Source organism: Ignavibacteriales bacterium, from assembly GCA_026390775.1.
Taxonomy (GTDB): Bacteria; Bacteroidota; Ignavibacteria; order Ignavibacteriales; family Melioribacteraceae; genus Fen-1258.
Genome location: JAPLFF010000004.1, coordinates 70781 through 89583, shown reverse-complemented (window position 1 = coordinate 89583; position 18803 = coordinate 70781). Strand labels below are relative to the sequence as shown.

The window sequence follows — 18803 nt, the reverse complement described above, 5'->3', positions numbered from 1 at the left end:
GGGGTGAGAAAAACCCAGAGTCCGATGGATGGCAATGTTCCATATGTAAAGCTGAGGTTGGAGAAGAAGATAAAGTATGTCCTAAATGTGGAGCGAATTTAGAAGAGTAAATTGCATAACCAGCTTTTCCACATGACAGCGTTTTCATTGCGGTATTATTCAAGTTTTCGGGTTTGGTGAAAAGTTGGTAATTCTGTTAAACATTTTTCCAATAAATAAATTTGTTGAAAATTATTGACGTTCGTTTTTCAAACCGGAATTGTTGTTTGGAGCGGACGGGTGAAAAGCCACGACGTTAGGAAGATTTTTTGGAGGTATATAATGTTCTTAAAAAAATATTTTCTTCAATTAAAAATTAAAAAACAACTCAAAGAACTTATCAGAGAAAGAGAAGCAATACAATATGGGACTAATATTTTTGATCTGCGGATAGAAGCTCTGGCTAAATTCGGGGAATTTGTTATAGAACCAGTAGTTGAAATTCTAAGATCAAAAAATGGAAATGTCCAAGACGTTGGTTCTGAAATATTAGGTGCATTGAATAATTCTCTTGTCAATAAACTATTCAGTTATTTGAACGATCCAGATCCTTACGTTAGAGAGGGAATAATAAATGCTTTATCTAGTATAAAAGATAAACAAGCCGTACCGTATATTATTAAATGTCTAGAGGATCCAGACAAACATGTAAGATGGAATGCTGCCTATCATTTGGGAAAATTTTCTGACAATTCGGCCAAAAATTCACTCATTAAGGTTTTAGTAAATGACAATGAAGGATTTAATATTCGTCATGCGGCTGCAAAATCATTATTAGAACTTGGATGGAAGCCGGAAAACGAAATGCAAAAGGTTCTTTTAGCTGTGTTAAATCTTGACGGCAGATTAATAGAAGGCTCCTGGAAAACCGCATTATCCGACGTTATTAATTATGGAAGTGCTGCTGTTGATTATCTTATAATGACTCTGGAAACGGGGCATGAATTTGTGTTAAAGTATGCTGCAAAGGCCCTTGGTGAAATTGGAGATCAACGTGCCAGAAAAGCTTTATTAAAGGCAGCAAACAATCCAGACTTCTCCTACGAAATTAAAGATGCTGCTAAATATGCGTTAGAGAAACTAGATAATAAAGATACAAGAAAAATGACCATCGGCGTCAGAGAAAAGAGACAAAACAAATCTTTATATGATAATAATAAAACTGATCGATACGGTCAGTGTTCAACATGCAAGACCTTAATTCCACTTTCAGAGGCTAGAGAAGAATACCATGACTGGGATGGAGTAGATGCATATACTTACTATTGTAAAAAATGTTTTAATTTGGGTAATTACTATCGTGGGCAGTTGCTTGATAATTTTGGAGAAAAGTTAGTTGATCAATATAGTTAAGATTCAATGTTAATATCTAGAATCTTCCTAACCCGCTTTTCCACGCTACCGCGTTTTCCATTGCGACATTTTTTGTTCTTTGGCGGCGGCTTAAAAACCACGCCGTTAGGCTTTAAAATTAAGTGAGGTATAAAATGAAAAAGAAAATTGCATATGTTCTATTATTTTCTACGTTATTATCTATTTACATTACTTCTGAACTAAAAGGTCAGAGCGGTTTTAAGATAGAGCTGATTTCAACTAAATTGGTCAATAGAGTAAAGGCAGCATTTGGGGGCGACTGGCATTCGACTGATACTACCTGGAAATAAAAGTAAAGATGTTTAATACACCTGCAATGGAACGATTGAATACTGCATACTTACTGTTTGAGTATGAATATGAAGGAGTCAAGATAACAGCTCGATGTCTTGGAATGACTCTTGGTTCAGAAGAAAAAAAAGATGGAAGATGGTTTTTAAATGTGGAATCAGATAAAGGTAAGTATTTCGAAATGGGGCCACCTAAGGAAGAAATAGATTTGTATGTGGATTTTTTGTTTCCAATTCCACCAAAAGTTAAGAGTGGTATCTTAAAATATGAGGATAAAGTTTTGATAGAAAAAATTAAGATATAGAGCCTAACCGCTTATAAAAGGATTTAGTCAATAGGCAATAAAATATAAATGAAACAACCCAAAAGTTTTTCATTCGTTAGCCGGTCTGGCAGCATCTAAAAACCATAAAATCAATCAAGGACTTCTGTGCTCGTATCTAAATCTTCAAGCCCGTCAAAAAAGGGTACAAGTCGGCTAATTAGGACGATTGCGGTTTTCAAATTACTCAAGGCTGTACTTCTGATTTGTTTAGGATTCGGGGCCTTTAGACTTCTTAACCCAGTTGTAGGCCAAAGGCTAACTCATTGGGTGGGTTCTTTTACATGGAATTACACTCGAGATTTTATATTGTCCGGTCTGTCGAAGATCATTGGGCTAAAGCCAACCCAATTGGAAGCTTTGGGAATCGGCGCATTCCTTTATGCTATTCTATTTATGATCGAAGGGATAGGACTGTGGTTTGAAAAGCGATGGGCCGAGTACCTAACTGTTATTGCAACAGGTTCTTTTCTGCCATTTGAACTATATGAAATCTACATAAGAGCCACATATTCACGTGGGTTAACATTACTATTTAATCTTCTTGTTTTCATTTATCTTATAAGAGTTGTACGTCGTCGTGCCGCCTAACCTCTTTAATAAATAAAAAAGCAAGAGAATAAAATAATTCTTGATCGATCAGTAAACCTGGCCCAATTTAAAATCAAATTAACTTCAAATCCACCATGGCCGATAAAATAAAGACCACCCGCTGGGGTCTGATATAGCCAGATCAATCAAGGTCGATTTGATTAGGCACCCCCTGGCATCACGGGAATAGAATTTTTTTGGGGGGAATTATTTTTGATCTTATTAGAATTTTTAATCTAAACAAGAGAATTACTTCTCTTGTTCGCATTGGCGTGCCTCGTTTTACTAGTTCACTTTTCCCGAATCATCTGACAATTCCATCTTTACTCGTTCGTACTCTTTATCAAAATCTTTCTCGTCAATTATTTTTTTATCAATAAGAAGTTTAATAAGGGCGTTAACATAATGTGTGTTCATAAGGACAAGTTCTACTAATGAATTTAATTTCTCTTCATCCATTATATTAATCGCCGTTCAACGAATGAAGTATATTTGTCATCGGCGAATATTATGTGGTCGAAAATGTTAATTTCTAAAATCTTTCCTACCTCGACCAGCTTCGATGTTATGGATATATCATTATTGCTCGGTTCAGTATTTCCACTAGGGTGGTTGTGTGCAATTATAATATTAGCACAGTTAGCGACTATCGCACTTCTGAAAACTCCTCTTGGATCTACAACAGAAGCTGTAAGGCTACCGGAAGAAATTATCTCAAAACCCTGGACTCTATTTACACTGCTTAACCATGCAACGAGAAAGACTTCTTTGGATTCTTCTTTTAACAGTGGATTAAACAATTTATAGAAATCTTCTGGTGAGGTTATTTTCTTTTTTGGCAGTTCAGAATATTCCGGATATTTAATTGCGGTATCCTTGAATGTCCATACGAGTGTTTTGAACCTTACTTTCTTATCGGACATTTAGCCTCCCGAAAACGAGTGAGAACCTTTAGTACGCTGGATGAATAGTGTAATGGCGATTTGATTGACGTTAGCCATACCATTATGAAGGGATTGTATTTTCAGTGCGTCTTCAAAACTAAGAAGCATTAGATCAAAGTAATTATCTTTTTGTGCATTCGAGACAGTTTGTTTCTCCTCTTGGTTCAATGAAACAATTTCATATTCAACTTGTATGCCTTTGCCATTCTTTCTTGCAGTCTTCGTGAGCTCAAAGCTATTGCCCTTGCCTATAGTTTTTAATTGTTGATAAATTTGTTCGCTGGGTGCAAAAAATGAATACTCATCTTTCCCATTTGAAACCAAGAATAAATAATACGGTCCATAATCATTTTTGCCTAAAATGGGATCGGCAAGAATTTTTAATATCTGCGGTTCGTTAAGCTGCAATTCCAGTTTCTTTCTCTCGGCCATCTTCTTCCTCATTTGATAACGTGTAGCTAAATTCCGGCTGACCTTCAATTATAGTAACTCCTTTAGGAACCGGCTTACTTTTTATCCATTGCTTTATTTTTGTCAGCGATGGTTTTAGTTGTTCGGGTATAACATCAAGCAGTTCTTTCTTCGCGAGTTTCAAGAATAGATCCATATCAGTGATCTCAATCTTGTCTTGTTTCTTATGCATCTTAAGTGTTCCGTTAGCCAGAGAAATACTTTTTACATCTCTTTCTCTAATGAAACTCTCAAGTTTCTTTTCGAGGAATTTTATTCTTTCATCTAAAATGCTGTTCTTCTTTAACACGAACTTATTTATGATATCGATTTCCTTTTCACTTTCGTGGAAGTTCAGCTCGATTTTATCTTTCATCTTTTTGATTTCTGAAAGGAGGAGATCGTAATAAGCATCTGTCTGAGCAAGTTCTTTTTGCTCTGCCATTTCGAGCAGCTCATCAAGAAAGTTATCTGCCATTATTTTTTCTCCTTCTTACTCTTCTCATAACCGGCATATCCGGAAAGGACTGCAGCTAAAACCTCAATCGTTGTTATTATCCACCAGCTCATTTTACCTCCTTCTTCTTAGTCCCGATTATTTCTTTTTGAAGCAACTTTATGACTTTTGAGATGACTTTAAGAATGATTTTTATACTATCGTTGTTTGAGATCGTAGTCATTTTTCCTCCTATCTAAATATTCTGTTTTGTCATCGTTATTTTTTTATCTTGAGAGTGTTTTAATAAATAGAGTTCTTTTACAAGTTCTTCTTTTACTTTCGGACTATACATATGCCAGATCCTCCTCGTTGATTTCAACTCCGCAGCACTCACAGCGGTTAAATAACTTATCCATATGATAAACTGTGGTTCCTAAACAGTAAGGACATTCGATTAACATTTCGTCGTTCGATGTTCTATAGAGAAAGTCTCTTTCATAAAACTTCTTAGGATGATATCGTAAGTAAGATTCAACTCCTTCAGAATTAAATATCAATCCGTGATTGTTTTTCATCTCATAGAAATGAAAATTTTCCTCACCAAGATTAAAACCTCGATGTGATTTTGTTTTAAGTCCTAGCCCTTCTTGCATTAATCTTCTCTCAGAGCAGAAATAAAGAATATCATTTTCTGTATCGTAATAGAGATCAATAGGATTGTCTTTCTTTACAAGAATTAGTTTTTCCGGTTCTTCTTTATTGATACTAGCAAATGCAAAACTTCCATCGAGTCTGTCGAACACTTTTTTTATTTTATCTCCTTTACCTTTTGATGATAACACTGCAAGTATTGCTTCGCTGTCACATTCTCCGTCTCTTCTCTGATTCTTTCCGAATATATCTTTGTCGTTGTAGATGATTCCGTTATGAACGATTGCAACACCTTGTTTTGTAAACAGCGGGTGATTATTAACGTTGTTCTTATTATCTCCTTGGGTCGCTGCGCGAGTATGAAGTATCATGATCTTCGGCGGTTCTACTTTTTTCCATTCATCGGACTTTACAAAGAGTGATGATTTAATTGGAGCTTTAGAGACTACTAATTGTCCTTCGTTTATAAAAGCATAGCCAGAAGAATCATGACCACGTGACTCCAGCAAGGAAAACATTTCTGTAATATGTTCTTTGTTTGGTTTCTTATCGCCAAAGCAATAGAATCCCATTATACCGCACATGGTATTTCCTCCTTTGAATTGTTTTAGTGATTGTTATGCTTCGACGAGTTCTTTTACTTGAGAGATTTGTTTGATAAGATTTACTACCAGATCAAGATTTTCTTTTCGAAGTGTGTAGCTGATTCCTAATCTATTACAACCGATTCCTTCAATTACTTTTAGATCAAGTCCATTGAAGAGAATAAATTCTTTCACTTGATCAATAAGATTTGGACTTACCGAGAGTTGATACTCATCTCTATCTTGCAATCCGAATATATAAAGTGAAGATTCGACGAGTCCGACTTTATCGCGGATCTTCTGAAGAAGAAAATCTTTTTTGTTTATTGAGATAAGTATTTTACGGATTTCTTTCCCGAGCAGCCAATTACGAGAGAGCTCAAGTATTAACTTTCTATCCGAATCGAATACATCCGGATTATCCGGACAATCTTCATCATACTGATTCTCATGGCAATCTTCACAAAAGGGATTTCCGTCTTGATCGTAATAAGTTCTGTCTGAACGAATTACAGTATCACAACCAGAGCAATAGTTATAGAGATCGGAAAAGCAGTCTTCACAGTAAGGTTCTTCAAATGCAAATCGAGCATCATCATCTCGAATTTCACAGTCACAGTTAGAACATCTCATGCCGCCTCCTTAGAATAAATACCCCAGTTTGGTAAAATGTTTTGATTCCAATCAATTGGTTTACCGATTAAAAGATCGAGTTCTTTTAATCCTTCTTCACAGTCTGAAGGAATTGTTTTGAGATTTGTTTTTAGGTTCTTTAGAAATGTTGAAGAATGTTGTCTTCCTTTGACCAGATCTAAATCGAGATCATCTTCTGCTACAGCTAAAACGGCGAGCTTTGCTAGTGTAAGTGTAACAAGTGTAGTAGAAGGTGAGAGAAGAAAACTTCCTGGGGTGCGGTACTCAAAACCATGCGGTTGTTTTCTGTATGATCTGCGTTTTCCATAACCGGATTTCTCTCGTTTCATTCTTTGCTCTCTGTCATCCGTGCAGTTTGAAAATGAGTAAAGAGTAATATCTAATGCTGAAATGATTTTGTCATCTGGTTCGCATCCGAAATGAATATGTCCACCAAGAGCACAGCTATCTTGAAAGTGGCCGGAGTAAAATTCTAGTTCTGGTTGGTGTTCGTGACCGTAATCAATAATTGTTTTGATCTTTGCTGTTAGGTCTAGAGGTGACTCGGAAAAACCCGGACGTAATTCGCAGATAGATTCATTTCCGTCGAGGCCGAATGATGAGTGGGATTTGTAAAAATTGTGGGCGTGAACAAATTTTCCGTTGCGGCGACAGACGAGCTCAGGGTCGCAACCGATAGTGAAAGAACACATAGTAACTCCTTGTTTGGTTATTACTATATGTCTTATACCATAATTGAATTTTAATTATAAAATTCCACTTGCTTAATCATTATCCAATTCCTAAGTTCATTGCAATAATTGGAGGGATTTCTCTTCTATTCCCATTCATAAATATTAAAGAAATCAATTCATCAAATCTAACCTTGTATCAAATATTTTACAAAAACCAGATTAAATATTTGTTCTGGAAGAATTAGAAAAAAAATGAAATAGTTTATTTACTAATAAAAAATTAATGATCAATTGTTGATTAAGAACCAACATAAATTTCAAAAAGTAATTAGAAAAATGGGCATATTCAATTTTCTAAGAATTAGTTGTAAATTCTTAATGAGAATACAACTTGGATTAAACTTATATGGAAAAGGTTATTGTATTAGAATATAGGTAACCAAAAACGACTGTAATCCATACATTATATTATAGGTCTAATAATTACAATCAATAATCTCTTTGATGAAACAATGTCTTCTTATGTTGGTCATGTTTTTCAATATGAAAAGGATATGAGTATTTTAAAATGAATTATGAACAATGGAATGATCTGATCGCTGCCTTTTTTTTTAATGAGGACATGGCTGATAAGGAAGTTTATCTCTACATTACAAAAGAAGATATTATTAATATTGGGAAAGAAGAATTATCTGATAAAAGTAATTTAGAGATTTGGCAAGATTTTTTATATGCCGTTAAAACAGGATATAATAATAAAGTAGATGACAGGGATATTATACAAACATTACTATGGGTTTTTGAATATTATAAAGAAGCAAAAAATCAAAATCGAAAAGAATTCATATATCCAATATACATTGCATACCTTGTTCTTTTCATTCTACCATTAACAAACGAAGAACAACTCAATATTAATTCTTTCTATGAACGTGTTAATCTATTTTTAAACCAAAATGGATTACCCCATTTGCCTAATCAAACGAATAGACAAAATTGGAAGAAAGTTTGGGAAGATTTAGAATATTGGTCAATTTACGAAAAAAATTGTGAGCAAGGTTATTTTGAAATCCATGAATTTGGGAATCCTAATTGGAAGTTTGTTTCAAAACCACTTTCACAATGCTTAATTAAACTGAGCTCTATAAAAAAACTTCCAACACTTTTTTTCCAAAATAATATTTTACCCAATTCGAATATTAAAGAAGAAAAAATCAGAAGTCTATTAATAAATAGCAGCCAACAGCTTGATTTAAATATAAATCTGATTAAAGCAGTAAAAAACAATGATGAAATCGGAAATCTATTAATAAAAATTATTAAAAGATTTTTTGATAGGTGGAATGGTGAGGAAATATATTATTCAAAAAGAGAAATTGATATTGGTATGGTAAAACCATGGACTTTAGCAACAATCAGATTGGTATTGGACATTAATTTTAATGATGGGAAAATAGATTTCTTTATTAGAATATTTTCACATAATGAATTTCCAGAAGAGTTGATTTTTAATGAATCAATTATAGTGAAATACGAAATAAATAACTGGTCCAAAAAAATTAATGTAAACCTCATAGAATCCCTTATTACAAACAATGATTTTATATTGACGGATAAATTTAACAAATGGAGAGCAGTTTTTAAATGCAAAAACATTACCTTTTTTAGAAGTGGAATAAATTATTCCTTAAATGGGTGGATCGAAACTGACACTTTAGAATTATCAGATGAAATTATGTTAATTTGCAATGAATCGGGGCTTAATGAATTGAATCTATATTGCAATCAGAATATTACTGATTACTTAGAACAATTAGATCTTGATGGATTAAATAAGCTATACCTTTTCAGAGTTAAAAAGAATTTACCCGATGAACTGTTAAAAAAATATGATGTCGTAGTGTCATCAATAACATGTTGTTCGTTTAACAATCTTTTAAAATTGAATCGAAGAGATTATTTACAAGATGGAAACTCCTCAGTTAATATTCCTCAAATTTATAACGAGAGCAATGTAATTATTAAATATCCAGATACCGATGAAGAAATCGAATTAGAACATATCAGAGAAAATCCAAGAACTTTTAAACTTTCTAAACAAATTAAAAGAGATATTAATATTGAAATACTTCTCAAAAATGAGCAACAAATCAAAATATCCGAATTTAGAGTTATTAATCCATTTTATAATTCAACCTGTAATTTAGAAATTCCATTTAGAAATTCTTGGGCGGAAATAGTACGAGATGATATGGAATATCTATGGCATGGAAATGAATTCAAGAACGAGCTTTCCGAAAATTCTTTATATGATCAATCCAAGCATCATTTTCTATCAGAATTAGATACTACAGTAAGCTCAACGATAAAATTGGATTTACGTAGACAAGTTATTTATAATTCTTGCAAAGATATTATGTTGTCATTTATATCTAGTTCTGGAAAGCTTTCTTTTGAAAAATATTTTACAACTTTTGAACAAATAGTAACCAATCATAATAGTATAGAAAAAATTAGCAACCTTAATTATATTAAATATCTTTCATTGCGCTACATAGAAAGCTTAGGGCATATAGACATTGATTATATTAGCCAAAAAATTGTAATCAATAAACCACAGATAATTCTTATCCCTAATAAATCTTTTGTTGGCAGGGAAGCTGTTTTAATAGGGGCTAGGTATTTGGATTTAATAAATGATTTGATCAGAATATCAAAGGTAATGGGAATTAAGGTAAGCATTGAAAATTCGATCAACTCAAATACAGGTTTAGATTTTATCGTTCCACAAATTATTAGATTATCCGTTCAGGGTGATAGAAAAGATAACTTTGGTGAAGAACGTCTTCAATATCTTTGTAATAGATTGAAAATCATATTTAATCCTTCAATTATATTACAGCCTATATTATTAATAACTTCAGCTAAAATCATTGATTATGAAGGTATCCTTATAGAAGATGAAGAAATAGATTATGAATGGGCTAGACAAATATTTAACCCGTCAAAGTTAAAATTTGAAGTTTCTACAAATCATTTCGATAAGAACCTATGCTTATTAAAATATCATTTTACAAATTATCATATAAGATATAAACTTTGGCAAAATCAAAAATGCTATAAAGATAACAATGTTCGAAATAAAGGTATTGATCCAGAATGGGGAAGATATTTTGTTCTTTATAAATTACAGAAAAATGTTCTTTTCTTTGATGAAAGTGCCCGTTCATTAGCTGTCCCAATATCTGTACCATTACCCAGGCTTATAAATAAAGCACTAGCATTGATGAGTGGATATGTTCCTGACCTTAAAATAATTAATGGTAATACTTACGAGGTCTATAGAAACTTAATTCCTTCGTTAACTTATAATATTTTTTCCCAACTAGGCCAGAACATTCAAGAGTATAATCTTAATGAGGTTTAAATGAAAGATCCAATCGGTTCATTTGAAACGATAAAAGAAAACTTTATCCGCTATGTTAAAACAGCATTCGGGACAAAGTTTGACGGTATAGAAAAAGAACGCTACGCATTACTTAATTCTGATAGAGTGTTTTACCGTAAACCGTGGATCGAACCGTTACCCGATTACATTTCAAGTAATAAGTGTATTGATGATTTAACACTTGCTGACTTAGGCAATGCATTAAATATTCACGAAGCAGAAAATTTTAAAACGCTTGTCAAAACTGGACTATTTCAATCAACAATAAAACTGTATTCACATCAAGCAGAAATGTTAAAACAAACATTGGAAGGGAACAATTGCATCATTACATCAGGAACAGGCTCAGGAAAAACAGAATCTTTCTTGTTGCCATTGTTTGCTCAACTGGCAAAAGAGTTTACCATCTGGCAAACGCCATTAACAAAACCAGCAACTGTAAATACTTGGTGGAAAGAAAGATCAGAAGGAGGATTAACCACAACTCAAATCGTGAACACTTCAAACTTTACTTTGAGTAATGCAGCAAGGCAACGACAACATGAGAAAAGGAAAGCAGGAGTTAGGGCATTAATTCTTTACCCGATGAATGCATTGGTTGAAGACCAAATGAGTCGCTTAAGAAAAGCACTTGATTCAGATGATACAAGGCAATGGCTGAATTCAAACGCAAATGGAAATGCTATTTATTTCGGCAGATACAATGGTAGTTCGCCTGTTGCAGGTGAGTTGAAAAAAATCACTGACAATGGAACTGTAATCAACAAGAGAAAAGTTAATCAGTTGGTTGAAGTGTTGCGACAAATTGAAACTGATTCAGACAGGGTTGAACAATACATCCGAACAACAGGAAAAACCAGAAACGAAGCAAGAGAATTAAAATCTTTTTACCAACGCTTAGATGGTTCAGAAATGAGAAGCCGATTTGATATGCAAGTTGCACCACCTGACATTCTCATTACAAACTATTCCATGCTGAGCATAATGTTAATGAGGGATATTGACAAAGGAATATTTGATGAAACAAAAGAATGGTTGGCTTGTGAAGATTTACCGGAAGCAGAAAGAGCAGCAGCAAAACCAAATCGGATTTTTCATTTAATCATTGATGAGTTACACTTGTATAGAGGCACACAAGGCACAGAGGTAGCATACTTGCTCAAACTTGTGCTTAACCGCTTAGGACTACATCCACATCACCCACAGTTACGTATACTTGCATCAAGTGCATCCCTTGAAAGCGGAAACAAAGACAGTAAAAATTTTATTTGTGATTTCTTTGGTGTGAGCCAAGAACATTTTGACAGAAAGTTCAAACTGATTGAAGGAGTAAATAATCATGTTACTCCTTTTCCCGAAAATGGAAGAAAACTTCCGTTAAATCCTTTCAAAAAAATTGCGAAAGAATTTTCTTTGGCGAAAGGAAATATTTCAAACACAACTTTCATTGTAACTTGCGAAACTGCAGCAACCCAAATAGCAACCGCATTCAACATTGCGCAGCGGGGAAGCGGGATTGAAAAATTACTTTCAGTAATTACAAATCCTTCATTTCAACTGAAAGAAAGATTGTATTCTCCTTGCGATGATTACAAAGCAGTTTGTTCAATCAAAGCAAACGGCGATGATGCAACAGGAAAATATTTTGCAGAAACCATTTTTGAAAACACAACTTCAAAAGAAGATTTACAAAATGCTTTGAGAGGTTTACTCATCACAAGAGCACTGTTGGATGAAATGCAATTTCAAGCAATCGCCAATGCTATTCCTGATGAAAGAAAATTACCAAGGTTCAGGTTTCATTACTTCTTTAGAAATATAGAAGGAATATGGGCCTCAGTAAAAGCAGATGATATTGATAATGATGCATTCGCAGACGGAGAAAGGACAGCCGGAAAACTTTATTCAACAACAAGAATAAATTCTGAAAGAGGAAACCGGATTTTAGAATTACTCTATTGCGATAATTGCGGAACAACTTTGTTTGGAGGAAGTCGATTAGTTACAAGAAATGAATCGGGTAACCATTCTTTTGAATTGCTTCCTATTAGTCCAAACATTGAAGGCGTACCGGAAAAAACATCGGCAAAACTTGTTGAGAAAAGAAGTTTCCAAGAATTCGCAGTTTTTTGGGCTTGCGGTAATCAAGAGTTCACAAAGCATGACCGTGAACATGGAATTCCTGTTGACTATTGGCGGCAAACAACAGTGAACGGATTTAATCAAGGCAACTATGAATCAAATTGGATCCCGGCATCACTCAATTGCATTTCAGGTGATATTGATTTTTCACATGAAAAGGCAAACGCAGAGAGCAACAATTGGATTAAAGGATACTACTTCACAATTACACAGAACGGTTCAAACAGAGATATTGCCTTTCCTGATGCAAGCGGGAATATTGACACAAGAGAAACACATCGGGCTTTGCCAAATGTTTGCCCGTGTTGTGGTTTGAATAATCAGAGAAGGAGAAATGATTCACGGAAAGTAAAGACAACATCAATCAGAGGTTTCAGAACCGGTTTTGCCAAGACAACACAAATGTTTGCAAAGGAATTGATGTATCAGTTGCCTGACAACGAATCAGAAAGAAAGTTGGTTGTGTTTTCTGATAGTCGTGAAGATGCAGCACAAATTGCAAACGGAATTGAAAGAAATCACTTCACAGATTTGTTGAGAGAAATTTTAGTGAGTGAACTTCACACTAACCTGATGTTACGGTTTCAAATTGTAAATGCGTTTGATAGTGGCGACATAACGAAGCAAGCAGAATTCCGATTACAATCACAAACTATTTTTGACGAAGTAGAATACTTATTTGAGAAATCAAACTACACCGGAACTAATACAAATCGGCTAAGAGAAAAAGAAGATGTAATTTCAAAGTTGAATGAATACCGTTCACTCTTGATAAATGTGAGAGAGTTGGTTCACATTACCAATTCAGTAAACCTTGCGCCACTCATAAAACAGTTTGTTAATTTAGGAATAAACCCCGGTGGGAATGACATTTCATTGCAATCAAAACCGTTGAACGGAAGATTTGTTCCTTGGTATGAATTGATAAACTTTGAAAGGGAAGAATGGAATGCTGGAATCAGTGATGAGTTTATTGCAGAAATGAGAGATGGAACTTTCACAAATCTCGCTTCTATGTTTTTCGGTTCTCTTTTTTATTCGTTTGAATCTTCTGCGTTGGGTTATATAAGCATCAATCCTGTATTGCAAGTTATCACTAACCAAGCAAACGCAGTTGCAATTGCAAGAAATGAGTTTATGCAAATTGTAAATTCCACTATCAGAATATTAGGAGACAAATACAAGCACAACAAAGTTGATGATGCTGACCCTTTTAACTTCACAGCATACAGGGAACTTCCAGGACAAGTGAAAAAATACATCCGTGTAGTTGCGGCAAGATATTCAAAACAAGAAACTGAAATTGGTGATGCAGTATTCACAACACTTTCAACAAGCGGATTGCTTGCAGGTGATACAGGAATTCAAATTGAAAATCTTTTCATCAAAGTTGCGCGGGCAACCGATCCAGTTTGGACAAGCCCGAGAGGAAGCAGACCACACTTGCATTTTAGCGGAGGCATCTGCACATATTCAGTAACTCCTTTGAAACTCCAACCCGACAGTGTATGTGATGATATTTGGGAAGAAAATTATCTATCGTACAATGCAATAAAAGAAAAAAGGCAACCAATACGTTTGCATTGCGAAGAATTGACAGGACAAACTGATGACCAGTTTGAGAGGCAACGGCATTTCAGAAATATCATTTTACCGGACGAAGGTATCAGGCAAGTAAAAACTATTGACTTATTGAGTGTAACAACAACACTTGAAGTTGGTGTTGATATAGGGGCATTGCAAGCGGTGATGTTAGGAAATATGCCACCACAAAGATTTAACTACCAACAAAGAGTTGGTCGTGCAGGACGGAGAGGACAAGCATATTCAGTGATTCTAACTTTTTGTAGAGGTAGAAGTCATGACGAATTTTATTTTTCAAATCCTCATAAAATAACAGGTGATTCACCACCTACTCCATTCCTCACTATGAATCAAGATAGGATATTCAAACGACTACTTGCAAAAGAAATTTTCAGGAAAGCATACATTGATGAAAGCATTGACATAACAAACGACGAAAAATCAAGTGTGCATGGTGAGTTTGGAAACATTGGTGATGCACAAATGAATTGGACAGATTACAAAGCACAAATCATTCATTGGATAAACAACAGCCGGACAAAGATTGAAGCAACAATTGATGCTTTGATAACACCGGCCTTGCAAGTAAGGAGAAATGATTTAATTACATGGATAACAGATACAACAGGTGCAAACGGTCTAATTGAAAAAGCACAAAGCATAATCAACAATGAGGAAATTGCAACGACTGATGTTTCAGAAAAATTAGCTGAAGGCGGAATACTTCCAATGTTTGGAATGCCAACTACAATCAGAAATTTATATCATAGTATCAACAATCATTTAGAACCGCTTTCAATTGACAGATCACAGTCAATGGCGATTTATGAGTTTGCACCGGGAGCACAAAAAACAAAAGACAAAGCAATTCATCAAGTTATTGGTTTCACAAGCGACATTATCAATACAAGAATTCACGGAAAGGAAACAGTGATCAATGCAAGAACAAGCAACCAACTTCCGTTTTCGTTGAACCGTTGGTTTGTTCGTTGCAGGGCTTGCGGTTTTTTTGAAACTTATTCAGAAGAAAGAAAGATGGAATTAGAAGGACAAAATCAATTTGATAGTTGCCCGAATTGTGGTGAAGTAAACCCAGATAAATATCAGAGACCAATAAAGTTGAAATCTCCTAGAGCTTACAGGACAAATCTTTCTTTAGGTAGTGATTCAAAAGATGATTCAGAATTGCTTTTGTCAAGACCACCAATTTTTGCAGAGAAAATAAATGACCCTGCAAATCCTGACCAACATCAAGTTGTAAACAATGCGGACTTAATCATTAGCGACAAAGATGTAACTTGGAGAGTGAACACAAACTCTGACAGATATTTCACAGGAAAACTTTACAACACGAACAACAGATTTCCATTTAATTCAGTAATTGGGTTTTGGTTTAACAACCAGTGGTTAGTAAATGATTTGGCGGTTAATTCAAATTCAAATGGTTATTCAATTTTCGTTCAGAACAATGCAGCCGGACAAGATGAACAAATTGCTTTGGCAAGCAATAAGAAAACAGAAATTTTCAGAATAGCGCCTGCAACAATTTCATTGGAGTTAGACCTGAATATGTTTTCAAGAGAGACAGATTTGCCTCATATCAAAGCACAATCAAACGGAGTTCGTTCAGGATATTATTCTGCAGCGTTTTTATTGCAAAGAATTTTAGCTGACAAACTTGATGTTGATCCAACTGAAATTGAGATTGCAGACATATCAATGAAAACGCTTGACGATGGAACAGACAGAAAAATTGCAGAAATTATTCTTACAGATGAATTGCCAAATGGTTCAGGATTCGTGAGATATTTATACAACAACTTTCAAAACATTCTTGACGAAGCAATTAATCCATTAGACCCGAATAATTATTTGGGAAAGATTCATACTCATGCACATCAATACGGGTGTAAGGATGCCTGCTATGATTGTTTGAAAGTTTACAGGAACATGAACTATCACAGTTTACTTGATTGGAGATTAGGTTTGGCAATGATGAGAGTAATGAGTGATTCAACTTATGTGTGTGGCACTGATGGAAATTTCAATGACTACATTGAATTGCGAGATTGGTTAGTGTTTGCGACTGAATTAAGAGATTCGTTCTTCTCATCATTCTATTCTAATTCTGAAACAGCCGAGAGAGGAGAGATTCACGGCTTACCTGTAATTTTCTTCTATGGGAAGAACAAAAGAAATGTAATAATGATTGTTCATCCGTTTTGGGATTTGAGAAATATCAGGGAAGCAAATTGGTTGGCAGAAACAAAAGCAGAGATTGATGAATACACAAGCAGCAGAAACGGAACAGTAAGCATTGTTGATACTTTCAACTTGCACCGCAGACCGGGTTGGTGTTATGAAAAATTAGTCAACAGATAATGAATAAAGTTGGCAAAATAGTTTTCCGGAAAATCAACAGGATTTCTCCAAGTCAATTTTATTCAATGAAAAATTGTGCTTACAAATCCTTATTGGCAGAAGCGTTTGAGAAGAAACCTTTGTTGCCAGTTTCACCCAATGCTTATTTCGGAACAGCCTTACACAAAATACTTGAACTGATTTCTAAAGGTGTCATCAGAAATGAAATTGACTTCAATAAAATATTTGACGAGCAAGTAAAATTGCAAGAGGAAAATTTGAAACAACAGGGCTATGCTTTTTTTGCTCCACTTCAAAAAAATGTGAAAGATTTTGGAATGAAGAAAATTCTTTTGAAAAAACATTTGAGAAATGCTTCTGAAAGACATGCAATATCAAGCGGAGTAAGATTTTCCTCTGAAAAATGGTTTGAATCAAAAGACAAATTGATTGCAGGTAAAATTGACTTGGTGATTGAAGCAGAACAAGAAGCGGAAATTATTGATTTCAAAACAGGAGCAATAACACAAGATGTTTTAGATGATGAGGGAGAAATATTTTCTGATATAAAGGAAGAATACAAAGAGCAATTAAAACTCTATGCTTATTTATATTTTGAAACTAACGGCAAGTTTCCAACTCAATTGAGTTTAGTTGATTTGGCAAAACAAAAATTCACGATTGACTTCACGGAGTCAGAGTGCAATATTATCTTTGAGGAAGCGAAAGAATTACTAAAAGCAACAAACGAAAGTATCAGCAGTGAAAAATTTGTAGCGAATCCATCAGAGGCAAATTGCAAATATTGTTTATACAGACCGGCTTGTTTGTTTTTTATGAAACATTTGGTAACAGATTATTCTTTCAGTGATGTTTCAGGTTCAATAATAAATGTAGTTAAATATCAAAACGGAAATGTGAGTGTGTTTTTAGAAAATGGAGAAAGGAAAATTACAGTTACAAGTTTTCCTTCTGAAAAATATGATGAATTGAATGAGAGCAAGGGCAAACAAATAAGTGTTTACAATTTGCGGAAAGAAGCAACCGAGTTTGTCTATTCTGCTATAAAGACGACAATGATTTATGAATAACCATCACGAACATAAAATTCCAATTCTTTCATTCTACTCCGGTGGTGGATTCATGGACATGGGATTTGAGAAAGCAGGTTTTGAAATTGTTTGGACAAACGAAGTTGAAGAAGTGTTTGTAAAACTTCACGAAGCCGGAATTACTTCATGGAGAAAAGCAAGAGGCAACGGAATCAAAGCAGAAATTTTCAATAAGAAATCAATCACAGAAGTCAGTGTGGAAAAGATAGTTGAGGAAGCATTTCCTCATGGCAAGCCGGAAGATTTTGGAATTATTGGTGGACCGCCTTGTCAAGATTTTACAATAAATGGAAACATGGAAGGATTCAAAGGAGAAAGGGGAAAACTCACAGTTGTGTTTTTTGATCGGATTCTTGAATTGAAGCCAACTTTTTTTATAATGGAAAATGTAACTGGTTTGACAAGGAGCAATTCAACCAAAGAGCACATGAAAAAATTAGTGAGGCGGGTTGAGAAAGAATATTTTGTTGACCACAAAACATTAAACGCTTTGGACTTTGGTGTTCCGCAATTCAGAGAGAGAGTTTTTTTTATTGGTATTCGTAAAGACAAACTTGACGAGGACATTGTAAATAAATCGCTTGGCGAATGGTTCACATTTCCAGTAAACAAAAAATACTATGGGGCAGCTACAAAATACAAATGGGCAACAACAGTTGACTACGGGAAGAAACTGACCAAGCCAAAAGATTTGCCAATTGAATTGTGTGTTGAAAGTTGTTTAGTTCCACCAAGAGAAATGAAGGACATTCCAAACTCCAAAGAGTATTTCAATTTGTATGTAGAAGAAAAGGAGTTGAAGAAAATTGGTGAAGGAGAAACAAACAGACCATCATTCAAACGGCTTCACCGTTTCAAATACAGTCCGACAGCTTGCTATGGAAACAATGAAGTTCATTTGCACCCATACAAGAACAGGCGTTTGTCAGTGCGTGAGACATTGAGAATTCAAGGAGTGCCGGACACTTATGTTTTACCTGCTGAGTTGCCGTTATCAAAAAAATTCAAGATGATTGGAAACGGAGTTCCAGTTCCTTTGGCAAAAGCTGTTGCAATTGCCGTTAAGAATTTTCTTATAGATAATAAGGTAATTCAAACTACAAAATTAAATGGACATTTGGCCAAAGCAAAAACGAAGTGAAG

General features: G+C 34.6%; 15 protein-coding genes. 8 read left to right on the top strand and 7 right to left on the bottom strand.

The window, feature by feature from the left end; all coding sequences use genetic code 11:
- Positions 1–321 precede the first annotated feature (321 nt).
- The 4 genes from NTZ27_04510 to NTZ27_04495 all read left to right on the top strand — a co-directional run bounded on the left by NTZ27_04510 (position 322) and on the right by NTZ27_04495 (position 2617).
- The gene (locus NTZ27_04510) at positions 322–1392 is read left to right on the top strand and encodes a HEAT repeat domain-containing protein (protein MCX6174002.1); all 1071 of its coding nucleotides are present in this window, start codon (positions 322–324) and stop codon (positions 1390–1392) included.
- Positions 1393–1526: 134 nt separating this feature from the next.
- Positions 1527–1703: a hypothetical protein gene (locus NTZ27_04505; protein ID MCX6174001.1), complete on the top strand. Its 177-nt coding sequence runs from the start codon at positions 1527–1529 to the stop codon at positions 1701–1703.
- A gap of 8 nt (positions 1704–1711) precedes the next feature.
- On the top strand, positions 1712–2008 hold the full coding sequence (locus tag NTZ27_04500; GenBank protein ID MCX6174000.1) for a hypothetical protein: 297 nt from the start codon (positions 1712–1714) through the stop codon (positions 2006–2008).
- A 126-nt stretch (positions 2009–2134) separates the two neighbouring features.
- Positions 2135–2617 carry a DUF2127 domain-containing protein gene (locus NTZ27_04495; GenBank protein ID MCX6173999.1) on the top strand — a complete coding sequence of 161 codons (483 nt, stop codon included), beginning with the start codon at positions 2135–2137 and terminating at the stop codon, positions 2615–2617.
- Positions 2618–2902: 285 nt separating this feature from the next.
- On the opposite strand, the gene NTZ27_04490 is transcribed toward NTZ27_04495, so the two are convergent.
- From NTZ27_04490 to NTZ27_04460, 7 genes are all read right to left on the bottom strand, one after another.
- Positions 2903–3076 carry a hypothetical protein gene (locus NTZ27_04490; GenBank protein ID MCX6173998.1) on the bottom strand — a complete coding sequence of 58 codons (174 nt, stop codon included), beginning with the start codon at positions 3074–3076 and terminating at the stop codon, positions 2903–2905.
- Complete coding sequence (locus tag NTZ27_04485; GenBank protein ID MCX6173997.1) at positions 3076–3540, bottom strand: hypothetical protein; 465 nt, start codon at positions 3538–3540, stop codon at positions 3076–3078. The genes NTZ27_04490 and NTZ27_04485 overlap by 1 nt, the downstream gene beginning before the upstream one ends.
- Positions 3541–3993, bottom strand: coding sequence for a hypothetical protein (locus NTZ27_04480; protein ID MCX6173996.1), 453 nt, complete (start codon positions 3991–3993; stop codon positions 3541–3543).
- A complete protein-coding gene (locus NTZ27_04475; GenBank protein MCX6173995.1) occupies positions 3959–4489 on the bottom strand; it encodes a host-nuclease inhibitor Gam family protein in 531 nt (176 codons plus the stop codon). The genes NTZ27_04480 and NTZ27_04475 overlap by 35 nt, the downstream gene beginning before the upstream one ends.
- Before the next feature lie 305 nt (positions 4490–4794).
- On the bottom strand, positions 4795–5685 hold the full coding sequence (locus NTZ27_04470; protein ID MCX6173994.1) for a hypothetical protein: 891 nt from the start codon (positions 5683–5685) through the stop codon (positions 4795–4797).
- Between the two features lie 33 nt (positions 5686–5718).
- Complete coding sequence (locus tag NTZ27_04465; protein MCX6173993.1) at positions 5719–6318, bottom strand: hypothetical protein; 600 nt, start codon at positions 6316–6318, stop codon at positions 5719–5721.
- Positions 6315–7031 carry a hypothetical protein gene (locus NTZ27_04460; GenBank protein ID MCX6173992.1) on the bottom strand — a complete coding sequence of 239 codons (717 nt, stop codon included), beginning with the start codon at positions 7029–7031 and terminating at the stop codon, positions 6315–6317. The genes NTZ27_04465 and NTZ27_04460 overlap by 4 nt, the downstream gene beginning before the upstream one ends.
- 550 nt (positions 7032–7581) lie before the next feature.
- Here NTZ27_04460 and NTZ27_04455 point away from each other — a divergent pair.
- From NTZ27_04455 to NTZ27_04440, 4 genes are read left to right on the top strand one after another with little or no spacing between them, the layout of a single operon-like run.
- Entirely contained in the window at positions 7582–10440 is a 2859-nt protein-coding gene (locus NTZ27_04455; GenBank protein MCX6173991.1) for a hypothetical protein, read from the top strand.
- On the top strand, positions 10441–16569 hold the full coding sequence (locus NTZ27_04450) for a DEAD/DEAH box helicase (protein ID MCX6173990.1): 6129 nt from the start codon (positions 10441–10443) through the stop codon (positions 16567–16569).
- Positions 16569–17639, top strand: coding sequence for a PD-(D/E)XK nuclease family protein (locus NTZ27_04445; protein ID MCX6173989.1), 1071 nt, complete (start codon positions 16569–16571; stop codon positions 17637–17639). The genes NTZ27_04450 and NTZ27_04445 overlap by 1 nt, the downstream gene beginning before the upstream one ends.
- A complete protein-coding gene (locus tag NTZ27_04440) occupies positions 17632–18801 on the top strand; it encodes a DNA cytosine methyltransferase (GenBank protein ID MCX6173988.1) in 1170 nt (389 codons plus the stop codon). The genes NTZ27_04445 and NTZ27_04440 overlap by 8 nt, the downstream gene beginning before the upstream one ends.
- The last annotated feature ends 2 nt before the right edge of the window (positions 18802–18803 follow it).

What these genes read in the sequence shown, in the direction of transcription:
- NTZ27_04510 (MCX6174002.1), top strand. Translation starts at nt 322, where the DNA reads ATGTTCTTAAAAAAATATTTTCTTCAATTAAAAATTAAAAAACAACTC.
- NTZ27_04505 (MCX6174001.1), top strand. Translation starts at nt 1,527, where the DNA reads ATGAAAAAGAAAATTGCATATGTTCTATTATTTTCTACGTTATTATCT.
- NTZ27_04500 (MCX6174000.1), top strand. Translation starts at nt 1,712, where the DNA reads ATGTTTAATACACCTGCAATGGAACGATTGAATACTGCATACTTACTG.
- NTZ27_04490 (MCX6173998.1), bottom strand. Translation starts at nt 3,076, where the DNA reads ATGGATGAAGAGAAATTAAATTCATTAGTAGAACTTGTCCTTATGAAC.
- NTZ27_04485 (MCX6173997.1), bottom strand. Translation starts at nt 3,540, where the DNA reads ATGTCCGATAAGAAAGTAAGGTTCAAAACACTCGTATGGACATTCAAG.
- NTZ27_04480 (MCX6173996.1), bottom strand. Translation starts at nt 3,993, where the DNA reads ATGGCCGAGAGAAAGAAACTGGAATTGCAGCTTAACGAACCGCAGATA.
- NTZ27_04475 (MCX6173995.1), bottom strand. Translation starts at nt 4,489, where the DNA reads ATGGCAGATAACTTTCTTGATGAGCTGCTCGAAATGGCAGAGCAAAAA.
- NTZ27_04470 (MCX6173994.1), bottom strand. Translation starts at nt 5,685, where the DNA reads ATGTGCGGTATAATGGGATTCTATTGCTTTGGCGATAAGAAACCAAAC.
- NTZ27_04465 (MCX6173993.1), bottom strand. Translation starts at nt 6,318, where the DNA reads ATGAGATGTTCTAACTGTGACTGTGAAATTCGAGATGATGATGCTCGA.
- NTZ27_04460 (MCX6173992.1), bottom strand. Translation starts at nt 7,031, where the DNA reads ATGTGTTCTTTCACTATCGGTTGCGACCCTGAGCTCGTCTGTCGCCGC.
- NTZ27_04455 (MCX6173991.1), top strand. Translation starts at nt 7,582, where the DNA reads ATGAATTATGAACAATGGAATGATCTGATCGCTGCCTTTTTTTTTAAT.
- NTZ27_04450 (MCX6173990.1), top strand. Translation starts at nt 10,441, where the DNA reads ATGAAAGATCCAATCGGTTCATTTGAAACGATAAAAGAAAACTTTATC.
- NTZ27_04445 (MCX6173989.1), top strand. Translation starts at nt 16,569, where the DNA reads ATGAATAAAGTTGGCAAAATAGTTTTCCGGAAAATCAACAGGATTTCT.
- NTZ27_04440 (MCX6173988.1), top strand. Translation starts at nt 17,632, where the DNA reads ATGAATAACCATCACGAACATAAAATTCCAATTCTTTCATTCTACTCC.